Origin of the sequence: Nocardia niwae NBRC 108934 = DSM 45340 (assembly GCF_001613465.1) — a bacterium.
GTDB lineage: Bacteria > Actinomycetota > Actinomycetes > Mycobacteriales > Mycobacteriaceae > Nocardia > Nocardia niwae.
This window is the reverse complement of sequence record NZ_BDCK01000026.1, coordinates 40,819-67,004: the sequence shown is the minus strand read 5'-3', so window position 1 is coordinate 67,004 and position 26,186 is coordinate 40,819. Positions and strand designations below refer to the sequence as shown.

Below are 26,186 nucleotides of genomic sequence, written 5' to 3'. Positions count from 1 at the left end.
GCCCGCGCCCCCTTCCGGACCAGCGACAGCAGGCATGTCGAGTTCGGATCCTCCTCGGCCTGACCGGCAATAATGGCTGCGGCTTGCCACCGTAACGGGCAAGGCCCCCGAACCATACGGTTCGGGGGCCTTGCCGGTGGTGTTGCCCGACGCCCGGCTCAGTGCGCGTGGCCGTGGTGGCCGTGCTCGTTCTGCTCCTCGGCGGGCTTGTCGACCACGGCGCTCTCGGTGGTGAGCACCATGCGCGCGACCGACGCCGCGTTGACGACGGCCGACCGGGTCACCTTCACCGGGTCGACGACGCCGTCGGTGAGCAGGTCGCCGTAGGTGAGGGTGGCGGCGTTGAAGCCGTCCTTGCCTTCGGCCACCTTGCTGACCACCACCGCGCCGTCCAGGCCCGCGTTGGTGGCGATCCAGTACAGCGGCGCCTGCAGCGCGGTGCGGACCACCTCGACGCCGACGGCTTCGTCACCGGACAGCGAGTCGCGCAGCTCGACGAGCTTGCCCGCAGCCTGCACCAGCGCGGTGCCGCCGCCGGGGACGATGCCCTCTTCCACGGCGGCCTTGGCGGCGCTCACCGCGTCCTCGACGCGGTACTTGCGCTCCTTGAGCGCGGTCTCGGTGGCCGCGCCGACCCGGATCACCGCGACACCGCCGGCCAGCTTGGCCAGCCGTTCTTCCAGCTTCTCGCGGTCCCAGTCCGAATCGGTGGACTCGATCTCGCGGCGCAGCTGCGCGACGCGCGCCTCCACGTCCGCCGCGGAACCGTCGCCGTCGATGATCGTGGTGTCGTCCTTGGTGACGACGACGCGCCGCGCCTTGCCGAGCGCGTCCAGGCCCGCCTCGCGCAGGGTGATGCCCAGGTCGGGGTTCACCACGGTGCCGCCGGTGACCACGGCCAGGTCATCGAGGAACGCCTTGCGGCGGTCGCCGAAGAACGGCGCCTTGACCGCGACGGCCTTGATCGTCTTGCGGATCGCGTTGACCACCAAGGTGGACAGGGCCTCGCCCTCCACGTCCTCGGCGATGATCAGGACGGGCTTGCCGCTCTCGGCGATCTTCTCCAGCAGCGGCAGGAAGTCCGGCAGCGAGCTGATCTTCTCGCGGTGCAGCAGGACGAATACGTCCTCCAGGACGGCCTGCTGGCTGTCGGGATCGGTGACGAAGTACGGCGACAGGTAACCCTTGTCGAACTGCACGCCCTCGGTGACGACGAGCTCGGTCTGCAGCGTCGAGGACTCCTCGACGGTGACCACGCCGTCCTTGCCGACGGTGGTCAGCGCTTTGCCGACCATCTCGCCGATCTCCTCGTCGCGCGAGGACACCGTCGCGACCTGCGCGATGGCCTGCTCACCGGAGACCGGGGTGGCCAGCGCGAGCAGCGCCTCGGAGACCGCGTCGGCGGCCTTGGCGATGCCGGAGCCCACCGCGATCGGATTGGCGCCCGCGGCAACGTTCTTCAGCCCGGCGCGGACCAGCGCCTGGGCCAGCACGGTGGCGGTGGTTGTGCCGTCGCCCGCGACATCGTTGGTCTTCGTGGCGACGCTCTTGACCAGCTGCGCGCCGAGGTTCTCGAACGGGTCCTCGAGCTCGATGTCGCGCGCGATGGTCACACCGTCGTTGGTGACGGTCGGACCGCCGAAGGACTTCGCCAGCACGACGTGCCGTCCGCGCGGGCCGAGAGTGACCTTCACCGCGTCGGCGAGCTTGTCGACGCCGCGTTCCAGAGCCCGGCGAGCCTTCTCGTCGAACTCGATCTGCTTTGCCATGGAATTCGCTCCTGTAGTGGATTGCGGCGCTCCGGACCGCCCACCGGCCCGTCGCTCGCACCGCTCTGTCCGATGAGCGGTGCTCCCGGGGCCCTTCTTGGTTACAGGCTGCCGCCTACGGGCCCGTCGCTCGCACCGCGTGATTCAGTGCCGGAATCGGCGCCGAACGCGTTCCGCCCCGGGTCACGAGACACCGGGGCGGAACGCATGCGTGCCCGATCGGCTACTTGGTGACGACGGCCAGCACGTCGCGCGCCGACAGGATGAGGTATTCCTCGCCCTGGTACTTGATCTCGGTGCCGCCGTACTTGCTGTAGATGACGGTGTCACCCTCCTGGACATCCAGCGGGATGCGCTTCTCGCCCTCGTCGTCCCACCGGCCGGGACCGACGGCGACAACGGTGCCCTCTTGCGGCTTTTCCTTCGCCGTGTCGGGGATGACCAGGCCGGAGGCCGTCGTCGTCTCGGCCTCGTTGGCCTGGACGAGGATCTTGTCCTCGAGCGGCTTGATGTTCACGCTCGCCACGTTGAGCCCTCCACTTTCAGGGGATTCGGTCGTCCGGAACCGTTGTTCCGAACTCGTCGGTTGGTCACGATGCTGACCCTGCGCATAGCCCCGTCGTCGCGGGTGCCGGGACCCCTGCCCAGTGGTCAAGCTGCTGGCACAAGCACTACACACAGTGCCGACTAGCACTCTATACATGAGAGTGCCAGCGCTCAAGGCTGGGCGGTGCCAACTTTGCGCGGCGCGCCCGGCGACGCTCCGGGCTTGGCGATAAGTTCGGGAAAACAGTAACGTTCGGATAACGGATTGTGACACTATTGACGACGGCTGCGGTCCGGCTGCCGGGTTCGTCGCTCATCGGGCGGCGGCGCGGCGGCGGAGGGGTACCACAGCGTCGCCGAAACTCGCAGCGCCGCAGCACGATCGTTGCACCACCAGCTTCACCAGAGAGCAAACACACGTGATCCATGGCCGGTCCCCGCGACCCACCCGGACGAGGGGCCGGTTCGTTTCCCGGTCCGGGTCGCGCGTCATCCACACGGCGGTCCGGCAGTCCATTCGAGATGGTCGGCGACACCATGACCATCCGCTCGAAGGGAGGTGAACATGCGAACGTCCCTCGGCATCTCGGCCGGGGCCGAGGTCGTGTGCTCGGCGTTGGTCTCCACCGCGCCGAACGGCATGCAGAGCTTCGACTATCGCGTCGTCTCGGCCGACGCGGCCCACTCCGATCTCGGTGACCTGGTGGCCTCCTCGATCGAGCTGATGACCACCCAGCTGCCCACCACGCAGCACCCGCGCGAGATCATCCGCCCGGCCGGCGGGCGGTTCGCGGGCGGGCCACGCGACTTCGAGCCGATCACCGGACATCCGCCCACCAGCGTCGCGGTCGCCTACCGCACCAAGGAGCAGGCGCAGATCATCCGCTCGGCCACCGGCAAACAGCGTGAGCTGCGGCTGATTCCGGAGGGCACCGCCGCGCTGACCTACCTGCGCCACACCGGTCTGCTGGACCGCTACGAGACGGTCGCCATCATCGACCTCGGCGCCTCCGGGCTCAGTGTCACCGTCGCCGACCGGGCCGACGGCTCCCTGCTCCGATCCGATCGCACCGCGACCGTCAGCGGCAACGCGATCGACGAGCTGATCTACCACCATCTGGTGGACATGCACTTCGCCCGGCGCGGCACCCGCCCGAACCGGGGCATGCTCACCAACCGCGGCCGCGCGGCGAAGGAGCATCTGTCCATCGCGCCCGCGGTCACCATCGACCACGTCGCCGGCCGTCCGCTGAAACTGACCAGGGCCGATTTCGAAGAGTTGATCGCCGACCTGCTGCGCGACCTGGCGCGATTCGTCACCGCAGCGTTCGCCCGAGCGCCGCGGCAACCGCAGGCGGTCGCGGTCATCGGCGGCGGGGCCAACATCCCCGCGGTGCTCGACACGCTCACCGCCGCGCTGGACATGCCGGTGTTCACCGTGCCTGACCCCGAGGCGGTGACCGCGAAAGGCGCGGCGCTGGTGGCCGATTCCGTGCAACCCTCGGTCTTCCCGGTGGGCGCGCTCGGCGGCGACGCGCCCGCGGGGACGGTCACCAAGGTGTTCGGCACCCTCGCCGGTGCGATCGTGGTGGTCGGGCTGATCGTCGGATACGGGGTCAAGACGTTCGCGCCCACCTCGGACGACGAGGTCTCCCCTGCCGGGACGACGAGCAGCGCGTCCCAGCTGCCGATCCCGACCTCCGCACCGCCCCCGACCCCGGCGGCCACCACACCGAACGGTCGCACGGCGGAGAGCACCGGCGGCGCGCAGACGACAACGGAACACGGCCCGCACAGCACGACCGGCTGGCCGGCGGGCACGCAGGTGATCACGCCCACGCAGCCCACGCTGCGCCCGGACCCCAACCTTCCGCCGATCCCGTTCCCCGAGCTGTTCGGTCCGATGTTCGGGAACCCGAATGCGACATTGGGCGGTTCGCCCGAGCCGCAGTCGAACCGGTCATCGCCGTCCGCGGCGCCCAGCGCCACGGCGCCCGGCACGAGTCCCGCGCCCACTCAGGTTCCCGCGGGAGCGATCCTGCCGCTGCCGATGCGGGGGAATTCGGGGTCCGCGTCGCATCCGGGGCTGCTCGCGCCGAACTGATCCGGCCGCACGCTGTTCTACGTGATCGCACCGGAAATCGCTGGTTCGCGCTCTGCCGTTCCCCGATCCGAGCCGGTCAGCGGACCATGCTGACCGACACCGGCAGTCCGGGGTCGGTGGCGACCGTCAACGGCGAGGGAGCCGCGCCACCCGCGATGACATGGGCGCCGAGCGCGGCGATCATCACTCCGTTGTCCGTGCACAGCCGGGGCTTGGGCACCCGAAGGGTCAAACCGGCCGCCGCGCAACGCTCCTCGGCCATCGAGCGGATCCGCGAGTTGGCCGTCGCGCCGCCTCCGAGCACCAGCGTGCCGACGCCGACGTCCTGAGCCGCGCGAACCGCCTTCATGGTGAGCACATCGGCGACGGATTCCTGGAACGAGGCGGCGATATCGGGGATGGGCAGATCCTCCGCCGCGACGCCGTCGCGCTGGGCCGCCTCCACGTAGCGGGCCACCGCCGTCTTGAGGCCCGAGAAGGAGAAGTCGTAACGCGGGTCGCGCGGACCGGTCATGCCGCGGGGGAAGGCGATGGCGCGCGGATCACCGGTCCCCGCGGCGGCATCCAGCGCGGGACCGCCGGGGAACCCCAACCCGAGCAGACGTGCCACCTTGTCGAACGCCTCGCCCGCCGCGTCGTCGACGGTGCTGCCCAGTTCGACGATCGGCTCGGACAGATCCGTGACGTGCAGCAGGTGAGTATGGCCGCCGGATACCAGCAATGCGACGCACGGCGGCATCGGTCCGTGTTCCAGGGTGTCCACCGCGACGTGCCCGCCGAGATGATTCAGCGCGTAGAACGGTACATCCCACGCCGCCGCATAGGCTTTCGCCGCGGCGACACCGACCAGCAGCGCTCCGGCCAGGCCGGGTCCGATGGTCACCGCCAGCGCGTCCGGTTTCGCGATGCCCGCGGCCGACAGCGCGCGGCGCATGGCGGGCACGATCGCCTCGAGATGCGCGCGCGAGGCGATCTCGGGGACGACGCCGCCGAAGCGCGCGTGCTGTTCGACGCTGGAGGCGACCTCGTCGGCGAGCAGCTCACAGGTGCCGTCCGGATTCCTGCGGACGATGCCGACTCCGGTCTCGTCGCAGGAGCTTTCGATGCCCATGATGATCACGACAGCACCTCGTCCGGCGTGCGCCACCGGTCCTCGCTGGTCAGCGCGGGCCTGCGCATCGTGTACGCGTCCGCGCCGCTGGGGTGGTAGTAGTTCTTGCGCAATCCGATGATGTGGAAGCCGTGCTTGGCGTACAGCGCGATCGCCGGGGCGTTGTCGGTGCGGACCTCGAGGAACACCGGTCCACCGCGCCGGTCCGCCTCGGCGAGCAGCGCCTCCAGCAGGAGGGTGCCGACGCCCGCGCGATGACGGCCCGGGTCGACGCCGATGGTGTGCACTTCCGCTTCGGGGTGTTCGGCGTCACCAAGCAGGGCGATTCCCGCGTAGCCCACCATTCGCCCGTCGTCGTCGTGTGCGGTGATGTAGCGGTTGTGCCGACCGGCCAGCTCGGATTGGAATGCCACGGCGGCCCATGGGTCGTCCTCCGGGAACAGCAGCTGCTCCAGTTCCACGCAGCGCGTGATGTCGGCGGCCACCATGGGCGCGATCCGGATCGCCACGGTCCTCATGCTCCCATCCGGTCGAGTCGGCGGTAGGCGTTCTCGACCGCGTCCGGCCTGCGCAAGTACAGCGGAACCAGCGGCTCCGGCACGCTGCGCGACAGCAGGCACTCGGCGGCGACGCGCACCAGGCCCGCGGGCGATGGCGTCTCGGCGGGCAGAACCGGAAGATCGAAGAAGTCGACGTGCGAAGCGGATCCGGCGATCGCCGTTGCCTGGCCTGCGTCGAGGTCCGAGGGCTTGCACACCTCTGGTCCCGCCACGCGGGCGCCCGCCCGATACCGCGCCCAGTACACCTCGCGCCGCCGCGCGTCGGTCACCACGAGCAGCTCGGCTTCGGGCGACAACTCGACCGGGGGCGGCACCGCCGGGTCGACGGCCGCGTCGGCGGCGATCGCGTCGAGGCTGCACGCGCCGTACACCGGGATACCGAGCGCGTCACCGAAGGCGGCCGCGGTGGCCATGCCGACGCGCAGGCCGGTGAACGGGCCCGGGCCGACGCCGACCACGATCGCGTCGATGTCGGTCCTGGAACGACCTGCCTCGGTGAGGCATTCGAGGATCTGCGGAGTGAGCACCTCGGCGTGCGCGCGGGGGTCGACCCGCACCCGGGAGGCGACAGTGCGTACCCGGACGGGACTCGCCGCGCCGGCGCCCTGCTCCAGGTCCACCAGTCCCGCTGTGACGGCGGGTGTCGCGGTGTCGACGGCTAGTACAAGCATGATTGGGCCAACGATACCGGGTGGTAGGCGGCGCCGACGCAGAGCTACCTGAGAGCTAACCCACCCATTCCCAGATCGCGGTGCGCACATCCGAATCCGGCTCGCGCGACAGCACCACGCGCAGGTGCCGCTCCGCGAGGTGCTCCACCACGCCGCGGCCCCACTCCACCACGACCACCGCCTGATGCAGGTCGGTGTCCAGATCCAGCGCGTCCAGCTCGTCCAGGTCGCCGCCGAGCCGGTAGGCGTCCACGTGCACCATGGGCACCGCGGGGCCGCCGCCCTCGCGCTGCCCGGCGCGGTGCTGGCGAGCGATGATGAAGGTGGGCGAGCTGACCCGCCCCTGCACGCCGAGTCCCGCGGCGATGCCACGGGTGAGCGCGGTCTTGCCCGCGCCCAGCGGACCGTCCAGCACCACAAGATCCCCGGCGCGCAGATTCGTCGCCAGCTCGCGGCCGAGCGCCTCGGTGTCGGCGACGGTCGGCAACACCCGATGCCCCGGATCAGCCACGGGCTGCCTCCGAGGCGTCTGCCGACGGATCGATCGCGCCCGCGCGCACGAGCAGTCGATCCAGCGCGGCGTTGACGATGTCCGGGTACTGCATGTGCGGCATGTGCGCGGCTCCCTCCAGCCGGATGAGTTCGCTGCCCGGCAGGGCGGCGGCCAGCGCCCGCGAATTGCGGAACGGGATCACCAGGTCGTGCCCGCCGCCGAGCACCAGCACCGGTGTGTCCGCCAGCGCGGGCAAGGCCGCCGACTCGTCGTGCAGCTCGATGGCCTGGAGGAACTTCACGATGGTCTCCACCGGCGTCTGGTCGATCATCAGTGTCGTGAAGCGCGACAGGGTCGGACTGACGGGGCCGTGAAACGAGCTGACGTGCAGGATCGGCGCGATCACTTGCCGCGCGGTGACGCGGCCCGCCTGCACCAGGGCGGGCGCGGTGTACACCGCCAGCCGGAAGCCGTCGATCGCGGGATTGCGCAAGAGCTGCCCGACACCGGCCGAGGCGACCTCTGCGGCCGCGGTGGACAGCAGTGCGATCCCGATCACTCTGGCGGCGAACAGGTCCGGATAGCGCGCGGCCGCGGCCAGGATCGCCATCCCGCCCAGCGAATGCCCCACCAGTACCACCGGTCCGGCCGGGGCGGTGGCGTTCAGTACCGCGGCGAGGTCGCGGCCGAGCTGCGCGACGGTACAGCCGGCCGCGCTCGGCACGCCCGAACGGCCGTGCCCGCGCAGGTCGAACAGCACCATGCGAACCTGTGGGCCCCACAGCTTTTCCAGGTCACGCCGCTGAAAATGGAACGACGCCATGCTGTTGCAGAAACCGTGCACGAAGATCACGGTCACCGGTGCGTCGTCGGGGCCGCAGGTTCGCGTGGCCAAGGGCACGCCGTCGTCGGCCAGCACCGTCCCCGCCCGGTCGGCATCGATCAGCGCGAAATTCTCGTCGCGGTAGTCGTCGCCCCGGGCGGGCCACAGCACGCGCGCACCCGCGCGACGCAGGGCATGGGCGCCCGCCAGCGCACCGACGACACCGATCGTTGCGAGCCCGTCGCGCAGCGGGCTCACCCGGAAGCGGCTCACCGGTCGCCACCGGTATAGCGCCGGGTGACCCGGCCGCGCGGCGAACACACCACTTCGTAGTGAATGGTGCCCAGCAGGTCCGCCCAGTCCTGGGCGTGCGGTCGCGCACCGAAGAGAATCGCGGTGTCGCCTTCCTGGACGCCCGCCGCGTTGGCACCGAGGTCGACGACGAATTGGTCCATGCACACCCGCCCCACATTCCTGCGCAGCGCCCCGCCGAGCCAGACGTCGAATCGTCCGCTCAAGGGGCGGAACACGCCATCCGCGTAACCCGCCGGGATCAGCGCGACGGTCGTGTCGTTCGGCGCGATCCACTGATGCCCGTAGGAGACGCCCTCGCCTGCGGCCACGCGTTTGACCAGGGCGACCCGGGCCTGGAACGTCATCGCGGGCCGCAGGCCGAAATCGTCGTCCGGGATCGGGGACAGCCCGTACATCGCGATGCCCGGCCGGACCAGGTCGAAGGCCAGGTCGGGGCGGGTCAGGGTGGCGGCGGAGTTGGCGATGTGCACCAGCTCCGGCTCCAGGCCGTGCTCCTTCGCCGTGGCGATCGCGTCCAGGAATCGGGCGCGTTGCACGTCGTTGTTGGGGTGCTCGGGTTCGTCGGCGTGCGCGAGATGGGAGAAGATCGCCCGGAAGCGCACCGCCTGCTCGTCCACCAGAGCGCGCAGCGCCGTCAGGACTCGCGGGTAGTCACTCGGCGACACGCCGTTGCGGTTGAGGCCGGTGTCCACCTTCAGCGTGACTGTCGCCGGACGGCCGGTGCCCCGGACCGCGGCCTCGACCGCGCGCAGATGGGCCGGCGAGGAGATCCCGATTTCGACGTCGGCGGCCACCGCGGCCGCGAAGTCGGTGTCCGTGTTGTGCAGCCAGCACAGGATCGGCGCGGTGATCCCGGCCGCGCGCAGCTGGACGGCCTCGCTCACGGTCGTGACGCCCAGTTCCGCCGCGCCCGCCGCGAGGGCGGCCCGGCTCACCTCGACCGCGCCGTGGTTGTAGCCGTCGGCCTTCACTACCGCCATCACCGCCGCGTCGCCCGCGTGTTCCCGCAGGACCCGCACGTTGTGCGCGATGGCGTCCAGGTCGATGACCGTTTCCACTTGCGCTGTGCCGCCTCTCCGCCTGCTCGGGCCGCACCCGTCGGCCGCGCTGGATTCGCGTTCAGGTCCTGTGTTCGGTGCCGCCTGGATGGTGGGCGTATCCGGCGAGTTACCCATGTGCTCTCGAAATCGGTCGGTGCGTTATTTCCGGTCGAGTCTATTGGCGCGCCCGGTTCCGGCTCCAATCGGTTGGGATCGGGCCCGGTGTGCCGAGCGCCACGACCGGCGCCGATTACGCCGACGCCGGTGGCGCCCGGCACCTTGCGGCGGCCATCGTGCTCGCCGGAACCGGCCGGGCCGGTCAGGCATGCCGTACTTCCGCACGGCAGCCGTAGCGCGGGGAACGGCTAGCGGCTCGCGTACCGCTCGACGAGACGAGCGGTGGACGGCCGCCGACTTCGGATCCAGTCGTGCCAGCACGCCGGCCCGCCCGCACCGCGCTGCTGCACATCGACATGCGCGACGGCAACGGGTGCGGCCTTCGGGCTCGGCACGGTTCTCTCGGCGAGCGGCGGACCGGTCAGAACGGGTGCGCCAGGCCGCGGAGTACGCCGATCGCGGGGCGCACGTGCGCGGCCAGGACACTCGCCGAGATAGGGGCTCCCGCGGGTGCGTCGTCGTGGGCGGCGAGGTTCGCGGCCAGCGCGTGCACGCGGGCGGCCGCGGCGGCCGACCAGCCGGGATCGCGGCCCGCCGCCAGCAGCGTCCCGATGATGCCCGAGAGCACATCGCCCGCGCCCGCGGTCGCCGCCCACGAACCGCCCGCCTCGTTGACCAGCACGGGACGACCGGGAGTGGCGACCAGCGTGGCGCGGCCCTTCAGCAGCACCGTGACCTGCCATGCCTCGGCCAGATCGCGGACCGCGGACACCCGGTCCAGGCCGACCTCCCGGCCGGCGAGGCGGGCGAACTCGCCCGCGTGCGGAGTCAGGACGGTCGGGGCCGCGCGCTCGCGCACCAGTTCCGGCTGCGTCGCCAGCAGGGTCAGGCCGTCGGCGTCGATCACCACCGGGAGGTCGGTGGCCAGGATCTCGCGCAGGCGCTCCCCGGCGTCGGAGCCGGTGCCCGCGCCGGGACCGAAGACCCACGCCTGGACGCGACCGGTCGAGGCGACCTCCTGGGTGGCGATCACTTCGGGGAAGTGGTCGAGCACCTCGGCGGCCGCGGTCCCGGCATAGCGCACCATGCCGGATGTGGCGGCCACGGCGGCACCCGCGCACAGCACCGCGGCACCCGGATACGTTGCGCTACCGGCGCATACGCCCGTCACGCCCTGCGTATATTTGTCGTCGGCCGGGCCGGGCACGGGCCACGCGGCGCCGAGCGAGGCCGGCTCCAGTGCGACGAGACCCGCTTCCGGAAGACGTAAGCCGATGGGAATCAATTCGATTCGGCCGCACTGCGCCGCGGCGAGGGCGTGCACCGGCTTGTAGGCGCCGAAGGCGACCGTGACGTCGGCGCGGACGGCCGGGCCCTCGATCGCGCCGGTGTCCGGGCCGACGCCGCTGGGCAGGTCGGCCGCGACGATCGGGGCCCGCAGCGCCGCAACGATTTCCGCGGCGCGCGGCCGCAGCGGCCCGCGACCGGAGATGCCGACGATACCGTCGATCACCAGGTCGGGATCGCCGACGTGGTCGGCGACTCGGCCACCCGCCTTGCGCAGCGCCGCGAGTCCTCCGGCGTGCGCCCGCCGCGGATCGAGCAGGACCGCGGTGACCGCGACGCCGCGGCGGCGCAACTGCGCTCCGGCCCAGAGCGCGTCGCCGCCGTTGTCGCCGGATCCGACCAGCAGGGTCACCGCCCGTCCCGCGACACCCCCGGTGCGCTCCCGCAGTTCGCCCGCGACCACCGTGGCCAGGCCGTGTGCCGCACGACGCATGGGCACACCATCCGGCACCCGGGTGAACAGCTCGGCCTCCGCCGCGCGCACCTCGTCTACGGTGAAATAGCCCCGATGCGTGGACATCGCCGCTCCCTCCGTCGGTGTGGCCTACTACGCTTGGCCATCATGCCAAGCGACCGCCGCACCAGGACCGTCCGCGTCGTCACGGGAGTCGCACTGGCCGGCGCGCTGCTGCTGTCCGGCTGCGGCGGCGGCGAACCCGATCCGGCCGCCACCACCACGCGGAAACCGGCCCGGCCGACCACCACCGTTCAGCAGACCGGCGAGCGCGAGCCCGCCGCCGCCACCGTCGCGGTGGACGACATGAAATTCTCTCCCGCCGAGGTCACCGTCGCGGTCGGCGACACGGTCGTCTGGAAATTCGGCGACAAGGTGCCGCACTCCGTGCAGGGCATCGGCGACAAGGCGATGGGCATCAACAGCCCGATCTTCGACAAAGGCGAGTGGAGCTACACCTTCACCACGCCCGGCACCTATCGCTACCTCTGCTCACTGCACCCGGAGATGCGCGGGACGATCACCGTCCGGTAGCGGACGAGTGAGGGCACCGGAGCGGGAGCGCGGGGCGTCATTTCGCCTGCCTGAATCGGTGAGCGTCACACCGGGCGGTAGTCCCGGGGCCGGGCGCCGCCTGCGGAACTGACGTTGAGCGCTTCGACCGCCGCCACGAGCGGAGCGAGTTCGGGGTGGGCGGCAGCTTGACCGAGAGCGCCCGCGAGTGCGGCGTCATGCGTGGGGCGGGCCTGCTCGAGCAGGTCCAAGCCGGCCGGGGTCACGTCGGTGTAGATGCCGCGGCGGTCGTCGGGGCAGAGGTAACGCTGGAGCAGTCCGCGATCCTCGAGCCGGGAGACCAGCCGGGTGGTAGCGCTCTGGCTCAGCACCACGGCTTCGGCGACCTGATTCATCCGCAGATGCCCGCCCGGCCCGTCGTGCTGGCGGCTGAGGACCACCAGCAGTGAGTATTCGCGAACGCTCAGGTCGTGGCCGGATTGCAAGGCCCGCTCGATGTGCGCCTCGATCCGGTCGTGCAGCAGCGAGAGTGCGTACCAGCCATCGGCGAGGCCGGTCAGGGCGGCATCCGCGGTCATCGGCGTTCCTTCGGCGTCGGGGATCGTGCCTCCAGGATAGCCAGAGCGAACAATAGCCCGCGCTTGCATTTAAAGTGCGTATGCAATTATTGTTTCCGCCTGTAAGGATCTGACGCAACATCATGTGGAGGCTCCCCCTATGCCCCTCGCACTCCTCGCCCTGACCCTCGGGGCATTCGCCATCGGCACGACGGAGTTCGTCGTCGTCGGCTTGCTGCCCGACATCGCGGGCACCTTCGCGGTGACCATCCCCACCGCGGGCCTGCTGGTCACCGGCTACGCGCTCGGCGTCGTGGCGGGTGCGCCGCTGATGACCGGCCTGGGTACCCGGGTCTCGCGCAAACGCATGCTCCTCGGCATGCTGACACTGCTCGTGCTCGGCAACGTCCTGTCCGCCGTCGCGCCGACCTTCGGCCTGATGCTCACCGGGCGCATCGTGGCGTCGTTGGCCCACGGCGCGTTCTTCGGCATCGGCGCGGTGGTCGCCGGCGCCCTGGTCGCCGCCGACCGGCGCGCCGGCGCGATCGCGATCATGTTCACCGGGCTCACCGTCGCCACCGTGGTGGGCGTACCGCTGGGGACGTTGCTCGGCCAGCACTTCGGCTGGCGGCTGACCTTCCTGTTCGTCGCGCTGATCGGTTTGATCGGCTTGGTGGGCGTCGCCGCGCTCGTGCCGCAGCAGCCCGCCGCGGCGAACGCTGGTCTACGCCCCGAACTGGCGGTCTTCCGCAACCCACAGGTGCTGCTGGCGATGGCGATGACGGTGCTCGGCTTCGGCGGCGTGTTCGCCGCGATCACCTACCTGGCGCCCATGATGACCGAGGTCACCGGCTACGCGGAGAGTTCGGTCACCTGGCTGCTGGTGCTCTTCGGCCTCGGGTTCTTCGCGGGCAACCTGATCGGCGGCAAGTTCGCCGACCGCCACCTGATGCCGATGCTGTATCTCACCCTCGGCGGGCTCGCGCTCGTCCTCGCGCTGTTCACCGTCACCGCGCACGACAAGGTCGCCGCCGCTGTCACGGTGGTGCTGATCGGCGCGCTCGGGTTCGCGACCGTTCCGCCGCTGCAGAAGCGCGTCCTCGACCAGGCGGCGGGCGCGCCCACCCTGGCCTCCGCGGTCAACATCGGCGCGTTCAATCTCGGCAACGCCGTGTCGGCCTGGCTCGGTGGCGTGGTGATCGCCGCGGGCTTCGGCTACACCGCACCCAACTGGGTCGGCGTCGGCTTGGTCCTGGTCGCGCTGCTGCTGGCGGTGCTGTCCGGACAGCTCGAGCGCCGCGCGACGCCCGCCGTCGCGGACGAGCCTTTGGCCGCGGCGCACGCGTAGACGACCGGTATCCACAGCATGGAGCGGTGGCCGCGCACGAGTGCGCGGCCACCGTGCTATTCCACGGTGACGGACTTGGCGAGGTTACGCGGCTTGTCGACGTCGTAGCCGCGTGCCTGCGCCACCTCGGCGGCGAAGATCTGCAGCGGGATCGTCGACAACAGCGGCTGGAACAGCGTCGGTGCGCTGGGAATCTCGATGAGGTCGTCGGCGAACGGACGCACCGTGTCGTCGCCTTCCTCCGCGATCACGATGGTGCGCGCGCCGCGCGCCTGGATCTCCCGGATATTGCTCAGCAGCTTCGAGTGCAGCACCGCGCGCCCCTTCGGCGACGGCATCACCACGATCACCGGAAGGCCGTCCTCGATCAACGCGATCGGCCCGTGCTTGAGCTCACCCGCCGCGAATCCCTCCGCGTGCATGTAGGCCAGTTCCTTGAGCTTGAGCGCGCCCTCCAGCGCCACCGGGTAGCCGACGTGCCTGCCCAGGAACAGCACGGTCGGCACCTGCGCCAGCTCCCGCGCGATGGTCCGCACCTGCGGAGCGGTCTCCAGCACGCGTTCCACCAGCTTCGGCATCGCCTCGAGCTCGGCGAACTCGCGGGCCACCTCGTCCGGGTACTTGGTGCCGCGAGCCTGTGCCAAGGCGAGGCCGACCAGGTAATTAGCGGTCACCTGGGCCAGGAATGCCTTGGTCGAGGCGACGCCGATCTCCGGCCCGGCCCTGGTGTAGAGCACCGCGTCGGACTCGCGCGGGATCTGCGCGCCGTTCGTGTTGCAGATGGCGAGGACGCGCGCCTTCTGCTCCTTGGCGTGGCGCACCGCCTCCAGCGTGTCGGCGGTCTCGCCGGACTGGGAGATCGCCACCACCAGCGTCGAGCGGTCCAGCACCGGGTCGCGGTAGCGGAACTCGCTGGCCAGCTCGACCTCGACGGGCAGTCGCGTCCAGTGCTCGATGGCGTACTTTGCCAGCAAACCGGAGTGGTAGGCGCTGCCGCACGCGACGACGAACACCTTGTCGAAATCGCGCAGCTCCTGGTCGGCGAGACGTTGCTCGTCCAGCACGATCCGGCCCGCGCCGTCGCGGTCGGTGCTGAAATGCCCCATCAAGGTGTCCGCGACCGCCGCGGGCTGTTCCTCGATCTCCTTGAGCATGAAGTAGTCGTGGCCGCCCTTCTCGGCGGCGGCCAGGTCCCAGTCGATCGTGAACGGGCGGGAACTCGCCTCCGCGCCCGCGAAGTCGGTGACCCGGTAGCTGTCCAGCGTGATCACGACGGCCTGGTCCTGGCCGAGTTCGACCGCCTCCCGGGTGTGCTCGATGAACGCCGTGACATCCGAGGCGATGAACATCTCGCCCTTGCCGACGCCCACCACCAGCGGTGTGGAACGGCGGGCGGCCACGATCATGTCCGGATGGTCGGCGTGCGTGAAGACCAGGGTGAACGCGCCTTCCAGGCGGCGCAGCACGGACAAGGCGCTGGCCGCGAAGTCACCGGCGGTCGGGCCCCCGGCGTACGCGCGGGCCACCAGGTGCACGGCGACCTCGGTATCGGTGTCGCTACGCAGCTCGACCCCGGCGTCCTCCAGCTCGCGCCGCAGCGGAGCGAAGTTCTCGATGATGCCGTTGTGCACCACCGCGACCTTGCCGCTGTCGTCCCGATGCGGGTGCGCGTTGCGGTCGGTCGGCGCGCCGTGCGTGGCCCAGCGGGTGTGGCCGATGCCCGTGGTGCCCACGAAGCGGTCGATCCCGGTTTCGCCGAGCTGGGCCTCCAGATTGGCCAGGCGACCCGCCTTACGTTCCACCGCCAGCGTGCCCGCGCCGTCCAGGATCGCCACACCCGCGGAGTCGTAGCCGCGATATTCCATGCGGCGCAACGCGTCAACGACGACGCCGAGCGCGTCTCGGTACCCGACGTACCCCACGATTCCGCACATGGCTCACCACACTACTTATCGGATAACGTTCACGTCGTGTCGGCGTCTGTGAAATCGCTATTGAGCACCCTGACCAGCCGCGGCCCGCACCGCGTGTTGCGTGGCAATCTGGCCATTGCCGGTCAGCCGGGGGTGGTGTTCACCCCGGAGACGGGGCGGAACCTGCCTGCCGTCGCGTTCGGCCACGGCTGGCTGACCGGCGCGGACCACTACCGCACCCTGCTCGAACACCTCGCCTCGTGGGGCATTGTGGCGGCCGCCCCCGACACCGAGCGCGGGCCGATCCCGTCACATCTGGGCCTGGCCGCCGACTTGCTCACCACGCTCGACATCTGCACCGGCGTGCGGCTGGGCGACGGCGCGATCAGCGTGCACCCGGAGCGCCTCGCCCTCGCCGGGCACGGCATGGGCGCCGGCGCCGCCGTCATCGCCGCGAGCCGCCGCGACGTCGCCACCGTCGCGGCGTTGTTCCCCGCGCCGACGGCGCCCGCCGCCGAGGGCATCGCGCCCGAGCTGGACGTTCCGGCGTTGATCCTGGCCGGCGCGACCGACCTCACCTCGGTCAGCTCCAACGCCGTCCCGCTGGCCACCGCCTGGGGCGGCCCCGTGATCCTGCGCGCCATCGACAAGGCCTCGCACAACGGCATCATCGAGGGCCGGCGCGTGCTCGCGGCCGTGGGCGCGGGCGGGCACGAAGCGAAGACCGCCCGCGCCACCCGCGCCCTGCTGGCCGGTTACCTGCTCGCCACGCTGGTGGGCGACAAGACCTACCGCGCCTTCGCCGACCCCGACGAGGTCATCCCGCACACCGCGGTGGTCGACCCGGAAGCGCCGCAGGAGAAGGAGCCACCGAAACTCAAGGTCGGCCAGCTCGCCGCACTGCTGCGGCGGTAGGCCGGCCGGTGGCGTCCGCAGCGCCGTTCAGATCAGCCAGCTCTTGCGTCGATAGAACCGGGCCTCCTCGTCCTCCTCGTCGACCGGCGCCACGGTGTGATTCGCCCGACGTGCGGCCATCGACCGCGCGATGGCGGCACGCCGCTGCTGTGCCTCCTCTTGCAGCCGTTGCTGCTCCTCCGCCTCGGCGGCGGCCTTGTCGAGGTCCTCGCCGTGCATCGCCCAGAACTGGTCCATGTCGGCGGCGAGGCGGTCGGCGAACTCCCGGCCGGTCACCGCGGTCTGCTCGTTGATCGCCTGGATCTCGTCGAGTAACAGCGACATGCGCCGCTGATTCTCGGCGGCGAGCTGCCTCGCTTCCTCGGCGTAGTCGACCATGCTGCGCCTCCTTGTTCATTCCGGGTGCGGACCAGCCGCCGGGCTCACAGCGGGCCCGCCTCGGCGAAATCCGCGTCCAACGGTCCCGCCTCGGCGAGTTCCGCGCCGCTGTCCACCGGCGCGCCGGGATCCCGCTCGCCCTGGCCGGGCATCGCCTTCGGGTAGTGCTCGCCGTCTTCCTCGCGCCGGGCACCGGGAAGGATCCCGCCCGGCGGGCCGGTGCTGGTGCCGGGTTCCGGGCCCGGCGCGGGCGAAATCGAGTCCTCCTGCGATTCCGGCGCCGGCGATCCCTCGTTTCGCTGCACCTCCGGTGCCGGAGCCTCGGGCGCAGGGGCTGGTTCGTCACCGGCTTTCGGCTCCATCGAGATGATCGGCAGCCCCTGCTCGTTCAGCTCGACGGTGAACTCCTGCCCCGCACCCGTGGCATCGGAGAGCAGGAGCCGCAACCGGCCGTCCGGGCCCATCTCGAACTCGACATGCTTTCCGCCGAGATCGAATTCCGCCTCCGCCCGGGGCTTTCCGTCTGTCTCTTCGTGGTCTCGGTCGTCTGCTGGGACGTTCTGCGGGTCGACGCTCTGCATGAGCTTTTCGATCGTGTCGTCGATACCGCTTTCGATGATGCCGCTGAGCGCGGACACCCCCTGTTCCACCGCCTGGCCGAGGCTCGTTGCCAGCGGCGCGAATTCGCGCGCCACCTGGCTGAGCGCGGCCAGTCCGTCCAACGCGGGCATCCTGGGCGCGGGGCCAGCCGGACTGCTGGGCGTGGCCGGAGTGCTGGGCGTGACCGGAGTGCCGGCCGTGCTCGTTGTCTCCGGCGCGGTCGATGCCGGGACGCTGCTCGGTGTGGCGCTCGCCGGGACCGTGGCGGCGGGCGTGCCGGGCGGCCCGGGGGCACTCGTTTGCTGGGGCTCAGCCTGGCTGGACGGCGTGCCCGGCTGTGTCAGGGACGACCCTTCCGGGCGCGGGTAAGCCTGTTCGGACAGCTGCGCCAAGGCGTCGGTGAGGTTCTTGTACTGGTCCTTGAACAGTCGATCGACCTCGGCGCAGACGTCGGCGTAGGACGCCAGCTTGCGGTCGAAGTCCGGCTTGAATGTCTTGGTCAGCCACTCGTCGGTGACGCTGCGCACCCGATCGCCGTACGCGCCGGTGAGCAGATTCTTGCTGTCGGAGTTGATGAGGCCGAGAACACTCTTGTTGATCTTGTCCTCCGGCACCGCGAGCGCGGGGAAGATGCGGCCGAGTTCGCGCACCTGTTCGGCGCTGATCCATTCCCGCGCACTGTGCACGTCGACAACGACTTTCACGTCGCCCGGTGTCTTGCCATCGATCGTCACCGCTTTGCCGCCGCCCACCGGGCCCTCCAGCAACTCCCGGGTGGCGAACGCCTTCGCGGCCACCGCCGAGCGCAGCGAACTCGCCATATCGGCGATCACGGTCATGGCCGCCCTGGCATGCTGCCGGTCCTCGTCGGCCAGGACCGCCTGTTTGCCGAGCATGTCGAGCGCGGCAGCGGCCGCCGTGCCCTGCCACAACTCCGGGAGCCGACGGGTGTAGCCCTGCTGCGCGTCCCATTGCCGATCGACCTCGGCCAGAGCGACTTTCAGCGCCTCTCCCGCCTGCTCCAACTTCTCCAGCCGGGTGCCGCGCTGCTCGTCGTACATCGCCAGCAGCTTGCCGAGGTCACCGCGGCCCCCGTTGCCGCCGAACGCCGCCTCGTACAGCGGCATGAACTCGATCCAGTACCGCAGCCCCGCGCTGCCCTCGTCCAAGAGGGCGTCGATCGCCTTGCCGTGCCAGGAAACCGTCATGACACCGGCTCCTCGACGCTACGACCGCGCCGGCCCGAGTCGCTCGGCGGTCTCATGACTTGTTCGTCTCGGACGCGCGCTGCTGGTCTGTCTCGGCGTAGACCACCACGGCGGCCCCCAGCGCGTCGGCGGTGGCGGTGGTGGCGTCACTCCAGTTCCGCAGCCAGGCGCCGATCCGTTCCAACCCTTGATATACCGCGATGCCCTGCGGCGCGTAGTTCCGGCCCGCCTCGCCGGTGCTGCCGAAGAGGTGATCGGCGACTCGCTTCGCCTGGTCGCGGACAGCGTCCGCCGATCTCCGATAGTCGCTGCCCAGCGCACCCAGTTCTCCGGTGCGGACGCCGACCATTTCCGACCCGCCCACGTTTCCCCTCCGTCTTCGTAGTGTCATCGCGCGGCGCGACACTCGTTCGCACCGATTGCCGCCGTACTTCCTTCGACGCAACACGCCGACACTCGGTTCCCCCGAATTCCGCTCTCGCGGCGACGATCAGCCGCCGATCCTGCCTCGGTCGGTGCGGACCCATTCCGAGGTGCCGTCGGGGTAACGGTGGAATTCCCATGCGGCGTAGTCGCCGTCCTTCTCCACCACGGTGACGTGGTCGGCGAAGCCGTCGTGGTCGTAGTCGGTCCAGACCTGCATCGCCTCGTCACCCGTGGTGGTGATGGTGTCCAGGGTGCCGTTGCCGTCGATGTCCTGGGTCGGGTGCTGCAGTTCGACCGCGCCCAGCCCGCCGAGGGACGAGGACGCGTCGATGCCGGGTATATCCAGACCGGGGAATTCGCTCGAGGTGATCATGACTCCTCCTCAGCAGGACTCGTGCGGTGGCGCGGTGCCGCAGCAGCGGCATCGTTCCATCCTGACACCCGCGCGGGCTCGACGCAGCCCCCGCGTTCACTTCTTCGGCATCAGCAGCCACAGCACCAGGTAGATGACGAACTGCGGACCTGGCAGCAGGCACGACACCACGAACAGCAGCCGGACGACGTTGGCGTTCCAGCCGAGGTACTCGGCGATGCCACCGCAGACGCCTGCGATCCACTTGTCGTGGGTGGAGCGGGTGAAACGGCGGGTGGGGGCGGTCATTGGTCTTCCCTCTCGTGCGGTGATCGCTACGAGTTCCACTCTGCCCGCCGTCGCGGGCCCCGCCATCGGCCCGGCGGCCGATTCCGACCCTGATTTCTCCCGGGGCCGACCTCAGGGTGCTACCCCGAGCACGGCAGACTCGTGCTGGTGAGCACCACTCTGCATGCCCGCGGCCTGTCGGCCGCTCACGGGGAGCGCACGCTGTTCGCCGACCTCGACCTGACCCTCGCGCCGGGTGACGTGATCGGGCTGGTCGGCGTGAACGGCGCGGGCAAGTCGACGCTGCTGCGCATGCTCGCCGACCGGCACTCGCCGACCGGCAGCATCACGCTCAGTCCTCCGGACGCGACGGTCGGCTATCTGGCCCAGGAGGCGCAGCGGGTCCGCGGCGAGACCGTCTTCGAGTTCCTCGGGCGCCGGACCGGTGTCACCGAGGCCCAGCGGGCGATGGACGCCGCGGCGGAGCGCCTCGCCGAAGGCGGGCCGGACGAGTACTCCCCCGCGCTGGAACGCTGGCTCGCCCTCGGCGGTGCGGACCTGGACCAGCGCGCCCACGAGGTCGCCGCCGATCTGGGCCTCGCGGACAGCCTGCCCAACGGCCTGGACACGCCCATGACCGGTTTGTCCGGTGGCCAGGCCGCCCGCGCCGGGCTGGCCTCGGTCCTGTTGTCGCGCTTCGACATCCTGCTGCTCGATGAGCCGACCAACGACCTGGATCTGGACGGGTTGGCCCGGCTCGAGCAGTTCGTCGCCGGCGTGCGGGTCCCGCTGATGGTGATCAGTCACGACCGGGAGTTTTTGGCGCGCACCGTGAATCGCATCGTGGAACTGGATCTGGCCCAGCAGCAGGTCGGGTCGTACGACGGCGGCTACGAGTCGTATCTGATGGAGCGTGAGATCGCCCGGCAGCACGCGCGCGAGGCCTACGACGAGTACGCCGACACCAAGGCGGGCTTGGAGGCCCGCGCCCAGATGCAGCGCAACTGGCTCGAACACGGCGTGCGCAACGCACGCCGCAAAGCGCGCGATCCCAGGAAGCTGGACTCGGACAAGGCGGGCCGCAAGATGCGGGCCGAATCCACCGAGAAGCAGGCGGCCAAGGCCAGGCAGACCCAGCGCCGCATCGAACGACTCGAGGTGGTGGAGGAACCGCGCAAGGAATGGGAGCTGCGCATGAGCATCGCCGCGGCCCCGCGCAGCGGCTCGGTGGTGGCGACCCTGTCGCAGGCGAGGGTCACTCGTGGCGACTTCGCGCTGGGCCCGGTCACCACTCAGGTCGACTGGGCGGACCGCATCGTGCTCACCGGGGCGAACGGATCCGGGAAGTCGACGCTGCTGGCGCTGCTACTGGGGAAGCTCCGGCCCGACAGCGGAACCGCGAGCCTGGGTTCCGGCGTCCGGATCGGCGAGGTGGACCAGGCGCGCGGGCTGTTCCGCGGACCCGCCGCGCTGGCCGACACGTTCGGCGCCGAACTGCCGGATTGGCCGGAGGCCGAGACGCGCACGCTGCTGGCGAAATTCGGTCTGCGTGGCCCGCATGTGCTGCGCCCGTGCGACACCCTCTCGCCCGGTGAACGCACCCGCGCCGCCCTGGCCCTGCTCCAAGCCCGTGGGGTGAACCTGCTCGTGCTGGACGAACCGACCAACCACCTGGATCTCCCCGCCATCGAACAATTGGAGCAGGCCGTCGAATCCTTCACCGGCACATTGCTGCTCGTGACCCACGACCGCCGCATGCTCGACACCGTTCGCGCAACCCGCCGCTGGCACATGAACGCGGGCGTACTCACCGAAACCCACTGACGCACGGCGCCCACCCGAAACCCGTTGCCGACCAGCGGGTTCATGCGGACCCAGGATTCGAACCGGATGCGGCACCGTGGGCGGTCGCTCGAACGCGAGCCATACAGGGCCGTGAACCCGCCGCGACGACGTCGCGGCCGAATCAGACCGCCGCGACCCGCTTGGCCAAGTCGTCCGCCAGCTGGCGCGCCTGAGCCGGGTCGGTGGCTTCCACCATCACCCGCACCAGTTCTTCGGTGCCGCTGGGCCGCAGCAGCACTCGACCGGAGTCACCGAGCACTCGTTCCGCCTCCAGCACCGCGTCCCGGATCTCGGGGGCGCGCGCGACCACGGATTTGTCGCTGACCGGCACGTTCACCAGGATCTGCGGCACCGTCTGCAGCACGGCGGCCAGGTCGGCCAGAGTGCGCTGGGACTGCGCCATCCGCGCCATCAGGCGCATGCCGGTGAGGATGCCGTCACCGGTGGTGCCGTATCGCGGGAACACCACGTGCCCCGACTGTTCTCCGCCGAGTGTGAAGCCGCCGCGCCGCAACTCCTCGAGCACGTAGCGGTCGCCGACGGCGGTGGTGCGCACGGTGATTCCGGCCGCGCGCATGGCGATGTGCAGACCGAGGTTGCTCATCACGGTGGCGACCAGGGTGTCTTGCGCCAGCTCGCCCGCTTCGTGCATGGCCAGGGCGAGGATCGCGAGGATCGCGTCGCCGTCGACGACATTGCCGTAGGCGTCCACGGCCAGGCAGCGGTCGGCGTCGCCGTCGTGCGCGAGACCGAGGTCGGCGCCGTGCTCCACCACCGCGGCCCGCACCTGGTCGAGATGGGTCGAACCGCAACCCTCGTTGATGTTCAGCCCGTCGGGCTCGGCGTTGATGGCGATCACCGTCGCCCCCGCCTCGCGGTAGGCGGCGGGCCCCACCTCGGCGGCGGCGCCGTGCGCGCAGTCGACCACGACGGTCAGCCCGGACAGGTCCTGCCCGGTCGCCTCGACCAGGTGCTCCACATAGCGTTCGTGGGTGCCCGCCAGGCTGTACTGATCCGGGACGGTCAGCCCTTGATCGCGCGCGCCCGCCGCGTTACGCACCCGTCCGATGCCCGCGCCGGTCGGGCGGAACGGCGTCTGGGCGGCCATCAGCGCCTCGATTCGGTCCTCGATCGCGTCGTCGAGTTTGTGCCCGCCCGCGGCGAAGATCTTGATCCCGTTGTCCGGCATCGGGTTGTGCGAGGCGGAGATCATCACGCCGAGACACGCGTCGTACAAACCGGTGAGATAGGCGACCGCGGGCGTGGGCAGCACCCCCACCGACAGCACATCCACGCCCGCCGCGGTCAGGCCCGCGGTCACGGCGGCCTCGAGCATCTCGCCGCTGGCTCGCGGGTCGCGGCCGACCACCGCGAGCGCACGTCTCTTGCCCCGGCTCAGGATCTGCGCGGCCGCACCGGACACGCGCAGCGCAAGCTCCGGACTCAATGACTCGTTGGCAAGCCCGCGGACTCCGTCGGTGCCGAACAACCGTCCCATACCTCGCCCCTCATTGGTGATCTGTGGCGTGGGCGTCGGCCCGGGAGGCACCGGCCCGTGCACCACGAAGGCCCCGCGAACGCCGCGTCTTCATACAGCGCGAGAGCAGGCGACCAGCTGTTCGCTGGGAGCCTGCTCTCGTACAGCTGCCGCGTCGACCGTACCGCGTCCGGCACCGCGAGGATGCCGGACGCCGAAGGTCGACGTTGCCGAAATCAGCGCTTCGAGTACTGCGGCGCCTTACGCGCCTTCTTCAGACCGTACTTCTTGCGCTCGGTGGCGCGCGGGTCACGGGTCAGGAAGCCGGCCCGCTTGAGGGCGGGACGATCCTCCGGGGTGACCTCGATCAGCGCGCGGGCGATGGCCAGCCGCAGAGCGCCTGCCTGGCCGGACGGGCCGCCGCCGACGAGGCGGGCGTGCACGTCGAAGGACTCGGTGCGCTCGACGGTCACCAGCGGCGACTTGACCAGCTGCTGGTGCACCTTGTTCGGGAAGTAGTCCTCGATGGTGCGGCCGTTGAGCACGAAGTTGCCGGAGCCGGGCAGCAGGCGCACGCGCACGACGGCCTCCTTGCGGCGGCCGACGGTCTGCACCGGGCGGTCGATCACGACCGGGGCGTAGGACGCCGAGGCCTCGGAGTCCTCGTAGCCCGCACCGTCCTCTACGGCCTCGGCAGCGTCGAATTCCTCGACGTATTCCTCGTTGAATTCCTCGGGAGCGGTCACTGGGCCACCTGCTTGATCTCGAACGGAATGGGCTGCTGGGCGGCGTGCGGGTGCGTCGGGCCCGCGTACACCTTCAGCTTGCCCGCGATCGCGTTGCCGAGCTTGTTCTTCGGGATCATGCCCTTGACGGCCTTCTCCACCAGGCGGTCGGGACGGGTCTCCAACACCTGACCGACGGTCCGCGACTTGAGGCCGCCCGGGTGCCCGGAGTGGTGGTGGATCAGCTTGTCCTGCCGCTTGTTGCCGCTGATGGCGACCTTGTCGGCATTGATGATGATGACGAAATCGCCACCATCGACGTGCGGGGCGTAGGTCGGCTTCGTCTTGCCACGCAGCAGATTCGCTGCCTGGACGGCGAGACGGCCGAGCACTACGTCAGTGGCGTCGATGACGTACCACTTACGGGTCACGTCACCCGCCTTGGGGCTGTACGTAGGCACAGTGCTTCCCTGTCTGTCGTCGGTGTTGCCGGCCAGGCGTGCGGTCGAGGTGTTCCCGGCGGCCGGTGGAGACCCGGGCCTCGGTGGACGTCCGGGCGATCCACACGGGTCGACCGGGCGTTCCACACGCCGACGAGCCACGATACCAGTGGGGTATCGCGGGGAGAAATCGCGTCAGATCTCGATCGGCGGGCCGAGGTCGATCGCGCCGGGCGGTCCCGGAATCAGGTAGCGCAGGGTGTCGGCGTCCGGCCGTCCGCATTCCGCGGAGCTTTTCTGCGCTTCCCGCTGGTCGCCCCGCGCGGTGGTAACCCCTGGCCTTGGGCGCGTGATCGCGTAGGGAACCGTCGGACACGCGACCGGCTCGGCCTCGGCCGCCCGCTCGGAGACCGATCCCGCGTCGAGGGCGGCCGGTTGCGCCTGGTGATTCCCGGACGGCAGCGCGACCACGGCCAGCGCCATCGCCCCGGCGACGGTACTCGCTCCGAACAAGTTCCCTTTCATCTTGTTCCAGAGCTTGCCTTTGCGGTGCCGCTCCTCGTCCTCGGACTCCGCGCCTTGGTCCTGCCACGCGCCTTGGTGCTGTCGGCCAGGGTAAGACTGCTGTTCCGCCGCTCCCGGGTAGGGCGGCCGCGGCCCGAGCGGCGGCACCGGCCCGCCTGGCGGCCCGGGCGGCGGACCCGCCTGATCCTCGGGGGCGCTCGGCGGCCGGGTGAAGCGGCTGCCCAGCTCGGCGAGGTTCGGCGGGAGACCGCGCGGCACTTCGTCGCGCCCGATCCTGGTCGTCGCCTCGTCGGGCTGGGTGGGATAGCCCGGCCCGTACTGGACGCCGGGCACCGGCCGCGCCGACGGATGCTCCGGGTGGCGCGGCCCGGTGTCCGCCGGTTGCGGCGGCGCGTACTCGGCCTGTGACCGGGCGTCCGGGCGCTGCGGGGCGGGTGCGGGTTCGGCGTGCCTGCCCGCGGGCTCCGGCTCGCTCTCCTCCGTGTCGCTCACCAGCAGGTGCGCCGCGCCCAGGACGAGCGCGTGCATCGGATGGTCGGCCACCTGGAGGCGGTGTCCGAGATGGTTCTGGAAGGCCAGGCGCAACGCGTCGTTGAAGCGCACATTGCCCGACAACAGGACCGTCGAGGTGTCGGCGCCGATCGAACGGGCCGCGGCCATCACTTCGATCACGACGTCGTCCGCCGACCGGGCATCCCGCATGGCCTCCGCGTCCACCGGGACGTCCACCGACTCGGTGGGCTGCTCGTCGTCGCCGTGCACCGCGACCACCAGCATGCTGCGGCCGTCGGAGTACACCCCCGTCGCGCCGATGCCGTTCGGCCTGGCCCGGTCCGGCGGGTGCACGAGCCCGAGCGCGCGGACATAGCCGGACAGCGCCACGCTCTCCGGGAGCGGCTCCACGACGACGTCGAGCTGTTCCACCATCGACGCGTAGATCTCGACCTTCTCCTCCGGCCAGCTGTCCGGGAAAGGCAACGCCACCAGGTCCGGCTTGCCGCGCAAGTGCTTGCCGATCTCGGCGAGCGGGTTGTACATGCGCGCACGGAAGACCAGCTCGGCGGGCCATGTCGCGCCCGCGACCACGATCTGCGGATGTCCCAGGATGTCGCGCACGTCGGCGATCGCCATCCCGAGATCCGGCCTGTTGCGTTCCACGCCCGCCGTATGTAGCCGTCCCGACGAATCCGCCAGCAGATAGGCCGGCGGCGTCCACATCCCCTCCACCTGAACCGGCCGGATGGGAATGCCACCGCCACCGGCTGCCACGGACACCACATCCCAGCCCAGATGCACTGCCCCTACTCGCACCGTCACAGGCATAAG

Annotated in this window: 25 protein-coding genes; 5 read left to right on the top strand and 20 right to left on the bottom strand. The window is 70.7% G+C overall.

Annotated features, from left to right (window positions below; genetic code table 11):
- Window positions 1-158: 158 nt before the first annotated feature.
- On the bottom strand, window positions 159-1,769 hold the full coding sequence (gene groL / locus NNI01S_RS18505) for a chaperonin GroEL (protein ID WP_063021367.1): 1,611 nt from the start codon (window positions 1,767-1,769) through the stop codon (window positions 159-161).
- 223 nt (window positions 1,770-1,992) lie between these two features.
- Window positions 1,993-2,295, bottom strand: coding sequence for a co-chaperone GroES (gene groES, locus NNI01S_RS18500; RefSeq protein ID WP_028479292.1), 303 nt, complete (start codon window positions 2,293-2,295; stop codon window positions 1,993-1,995).
- 585 nt (window positions 2,296-2,880) lie between these two features.
- Here groES and NNI01S_RS18495 point away from each other — a divergent pair.
- Window positions 2,881-4,419, top strand: a complete 1,539-nt coding sequence (locus NNI01S_RS18495; protein ID WP_063021366.1) for a DUF7159 family protein — start codon at window positions 2,881-2,883, stop codon at window positions 4,417-4,419.
- A gap of 76 nt (window positions 4,420-4,495) precedes the next feature.
- Here the strand turns inward: NNI01S_RS18495 and tsaD are convergent, their stop codons facing one another.
- The 7 genes from tsaD to NNI01S_RS18460 form a co-directional block, all read right to left on the bottom strand.
- Window positions 4,496-5,539 carry a tRNA (adenosine(37)-N6)-threonylcarbamoyltransferase complex transferase subunit TsaD gene (tsaD, locus tag NNI01S_RS18490; protein ID WP_063021365.1) on the bottom strand — a complete coding sequence of 348 codons (1,044 nt, stop codon included), beginning with the start codon at window positions 5,537-5,539 and terminating at the stop codon, window positions 4,496-4,498.
- Window positions 5,536-6,048 (bottom strand): ribosomal protein S18-alanine N-acetyltransferase, encoded by a 513-nt coding sequence (gene rimI, locus NNI01S_RS18485; protein WP_084488964.1) that lies wholly within the window; start codon window positions 6,046-6,048, stop codon window positions 5,536-5,538. The genes tsaD and rimI overlap by 4 nt, the downstream gene beginning before the upstream one ends.
- Window positions 6,045-6,761, bottom strand: coding sequence for a tRNA (adenosine(37)-N6)-threonylcarbamoyltransferase complex dimerization subunit type 1 TsaB (tsaB, locus tag NNI01S_RS18480; protein ID WP_063021364.1), 717 nt, complete (start codon window positions 6,759-6,761; stop codon window positions 6,045-6,047). The genes rimI and tsaB overlap by 4 nt, the downstream gene beginning before the upstream one ends.
- Before the next feature lie 55 nt (window positions 6,762-6,816).
- A complete protein-coding gene (gene tsaE / locus NNI01S_RS18475; RefSeq protein WP_063021363.1) occupies window positions 6,817-7,272 on the bottom strand; it encodes a tRNA (adenosine(37)-N6)-threonylcarbamoyltransferase complex ATPase subunit type 1 TsaE in 456 nt (151 codons plus the stop codon).
- A complete protein-coding gene (locus NNI01S_RS18470; RefSeq protein WP_063021423.1) occupies window positions 7,265-8,350 on the bottom strand; it encodes an alpha/beta fold hydrolase in 1,086 nt (361 codons plus the stop codon). Before NNI01S_RS18470 ends, tsaE begins: the two co-directional genes overlap by 8 nt.
- Complete coding sequence (gene alr / locus NNI01S_RS18465; protein ID WP_084488962.1) at window positions 8,347-9,567, bottom strand: alanine racemase; 1,221 nt, start codon at window positions 9,565-9,567, stop codon at window positions 8,347-8,349. The genes NNI01S_RS18470 and alr overlap by 4 nt, the downstream gene beginning before the upstream one ends.
- Window positions 9,568-9,970: 403 nt before the next feature.
- The gene (locus NNI01S_RS18460; RefSeq protein ID WP_063021361.1) at window positions 9,971-11,416 is read right to left on the bottom strand and encodes an NAD(P)H-hydrate dehydratase; all 1,446 of its coding nucleotides are present in this window, start codon (window positions 11,414-11,416) and stop codon (window positions 9,971-9,973) included.
- A 42-nt stretch (window positions 11,417-11,458) separates the two neighbouring features.
- On the opposite strand from NNI01S_RS18460, the gene NNI01S_RS18455 reads away from it, so the two are divergent.
- Entirely contained in the window at window positions 11,459-11,884 is a 426-nt protein-coding gene (locus tag NNI01S_RS18455; protein ID WP_063021360.1) for a cupredoxin domain-containing protein, read from the top strand.
- A 65-nt stretch (window positions 11,885-11,949) separates the two neighbouring features.
- Here the strand turns inward: NNI01S_RS18455 and NNI01S_RS18450 are convergent, their stop codons facing one another.
- Window positions 11,950-12,441 carry a MarR family winged helix-turn-helix transcriptional regulator gene (locus NNI01S_RS18450; protein ID WP_063021359.1) on the bottom strand — a complete coding sequence of 164 codons (492 nt, stop codon included), beginning with the start codon at window positions 12,439-12,441 and terminating at the stop codon, window positions 11,950-11,952.
- Between the two features lie 139 nt (window positions 12,442-12,580).
- Between NNI01S_RS18450 and NNI01S_RS18445 the strand changes: the two genes are divergently transcribed.
- Complete coding sequence (locus NNI01S_RS18445) at window positions 12,581-13,768, top strand: MFS transporter (protein WP_063021358.1); 1,188 nt, start codon at window positions 12,581-12,583, stop codon at window positions 13,766-13,768.
- Window positions 13,769-13,824: 56 nt separating this feature from the next.
- Here NNI01S_RS18445 and glmS read toward each other — a convergent pair whose 3' ends face one another.
- Window positions 13,825-15,702, bottom strand: coding sequence for a glutamine--fructose-6-phosphate transaminase (isomerizing) (gene glmS, locus NNI01S_RS18440; protein ID WP_063021357.1), 1,878 nt, complete (start codon window positions 15,700-15,702; stop codon window positions 13,825-13,827).
- A 36-nt stretch (window positions 15,703-15,738) separates the two neighbouring features.
- Here glmS and NNI01S_RS18435 point away from each other — a divergent pair, with 36 nt between their 5' ends.
- Window positions 15,739-16,596 (top strand): dienelactone hydrolase family protein, encoded by an 858-nt coding sequence (locus NNI01S_RS18435; protein ID WP_063021356.1) that lies wholly within the window; start codon window positions 15,739-15,741, stop codon window positions 16,594-16,596.
- A gap of 27 nt (window positions 16,597-16,623) precedes the next feature.
- Here the strand turns inward: NNI01S_RS18435 and NNI01S_RS18430 are convergent, their stop codons facing one another.
- The 5 genes from NNI01S_RS18430 to NNI01S_RS18410 all read right to left on the bottom strand — a co-directional run bounded on the left by NNI01S_RS18430 (window position 16,624) and on the right by NNI01S_RS18410 (window position 19,869).
- Entirely contained in the window at window positions 16,624-16,974 is a 351-nt protein-coding gene (locus NNI01S_RS18430; RefSeq protein ID WP_063021355.1) for a hypothetical protein, read from the bottom strand.
- A 44-nt stretch (window positions 16,975-17,018) separates the two neighbouring features.
- On the bottom strand, window positions 17,019-18,782 hold the full coding sequence (locus NNI01S_RS18425; RefSeq protein ID WP_063021354.1) for a hypothetical protein: 1,764 nt from the start codon (window positions 18,780-18,782) through the stop codon (window positions 17,019-17,021).
- Between the two features lie 52 nt (window positions 18,783-18,834).
- Window positions 18,835-19,146, bottom strand: a complete 312-nt coding sequence (locus NNI01S_RS18420) for a hypothetical protein (protein ID WP_157114855.1) — start codon at window positions 19,144-19,146, stop codon at window positions 18,835-18,837.
- A 126-nt stretch (window positions 19,147-19,272) separates the two neighbouring features.
- Window positions 19,273-19,581, bottom strand: a complete 309-nt coding sequence (locus NNI01S_RS18415) for a DUF6802 family protein (RefSeq protein ID WP_063021352.1) — start codon at window positions 19,579-19,581, stop codon at window positions 19,273-19,275.
- Between the two features lie 96 nt (window positions 19,582-19,677).
- Window positions 19,678-19,869: a PspC domain-containing protein gene (locus NNI01S_RS18410; RefSeq protein ID WP_039795694.1), complete on the bottom strand. Its 192-nt coding sequence runs from the start codon at window positions 19,867-19,869 to the stop codon at window positions 19,678-19,680.
- Window positions 19,870-20,016: 147 nt separating this feature from the next.
- Between NNI01S_RS18410 and NNI01S_RS18405 the strand changes: the two genes are divergently transcribed.
- Complete coding sequence (locus tag NNI01S_RS18405) at window positions 20,017-21,672, top strand: ABC-F family ATP-binding cassette domain-containing protein (protein ID WP_063021422.1); 1,656 nt, start codon at window positions 20,017-20,019, stop codon at window positions 21,670-21,672.
- A gap of 142 nt (window positions 21,673-21,814) precedes the next feature.
- On the opposite strand, the gene glmM is transcribed toward NNI01S_RS18405, so the two are convergent.
- The 4 genes from glmM to NNI01S_RS18385 all read right to left on the bottom strand — a co-directional run bounded on the left by glmM (window position 21,815) and on the right by NNI01S_RS18385 (window position 26,183).
- Window positions 21,815-23,191: a phosphoglucosamine mutase gene (gene glmM, locus NNI01S_RS18400; RefSeq protein WP_063021351.1), complete on the bottom strand. Its 1,377-nt coding sequence runs from the start codon at window positions 23,189-23,191 to the stop codon at window positions 21,815-21,817.
- 215 nt (window positions 23,192-23,406) lie between these two features.
- Window positions 23,407-23,916, bottom strand: a complete 510-nt coding sequence (gene rpsI, locus NNI01S_RS18395) for a 30S ribosomal protein S9 (RefSeq protein WP_063021350.1) — start codon at window positions 23,914-23,916, stop codon at window positions 23,407-23,409.
- Window positions 23,913-24,356: a 50S ribosomal protein L13 gene (gene rplM, locus NNI01S_RS18390; protein ID WP_040864934.1), complete on the bottom strand. Its 444-nt coding sequence runs from the start codon at window positions 24,354-24,356 to the stop codon at window positions 23,913-23,915. Before rplM ends, rpsI begins: the two co-directional genes overlap by 4 nt.
- 174 nt (window positions 24,357-24,530) lie before the next feature.
- Window positions 24,531-26,183: a hypothetical protein gene (locus tag NNI01S_RS18385; protein ID WP_063021349.1), complete on the bottom strand. Its 1,653-nt coding sequence runs from the start codon at window positions 26,181-26,183 to the stop codon at window positions 24,531-24,533.
- Between the last annotated feature and the right edge of the window lie 3 nt (window positions 26,184-26,186).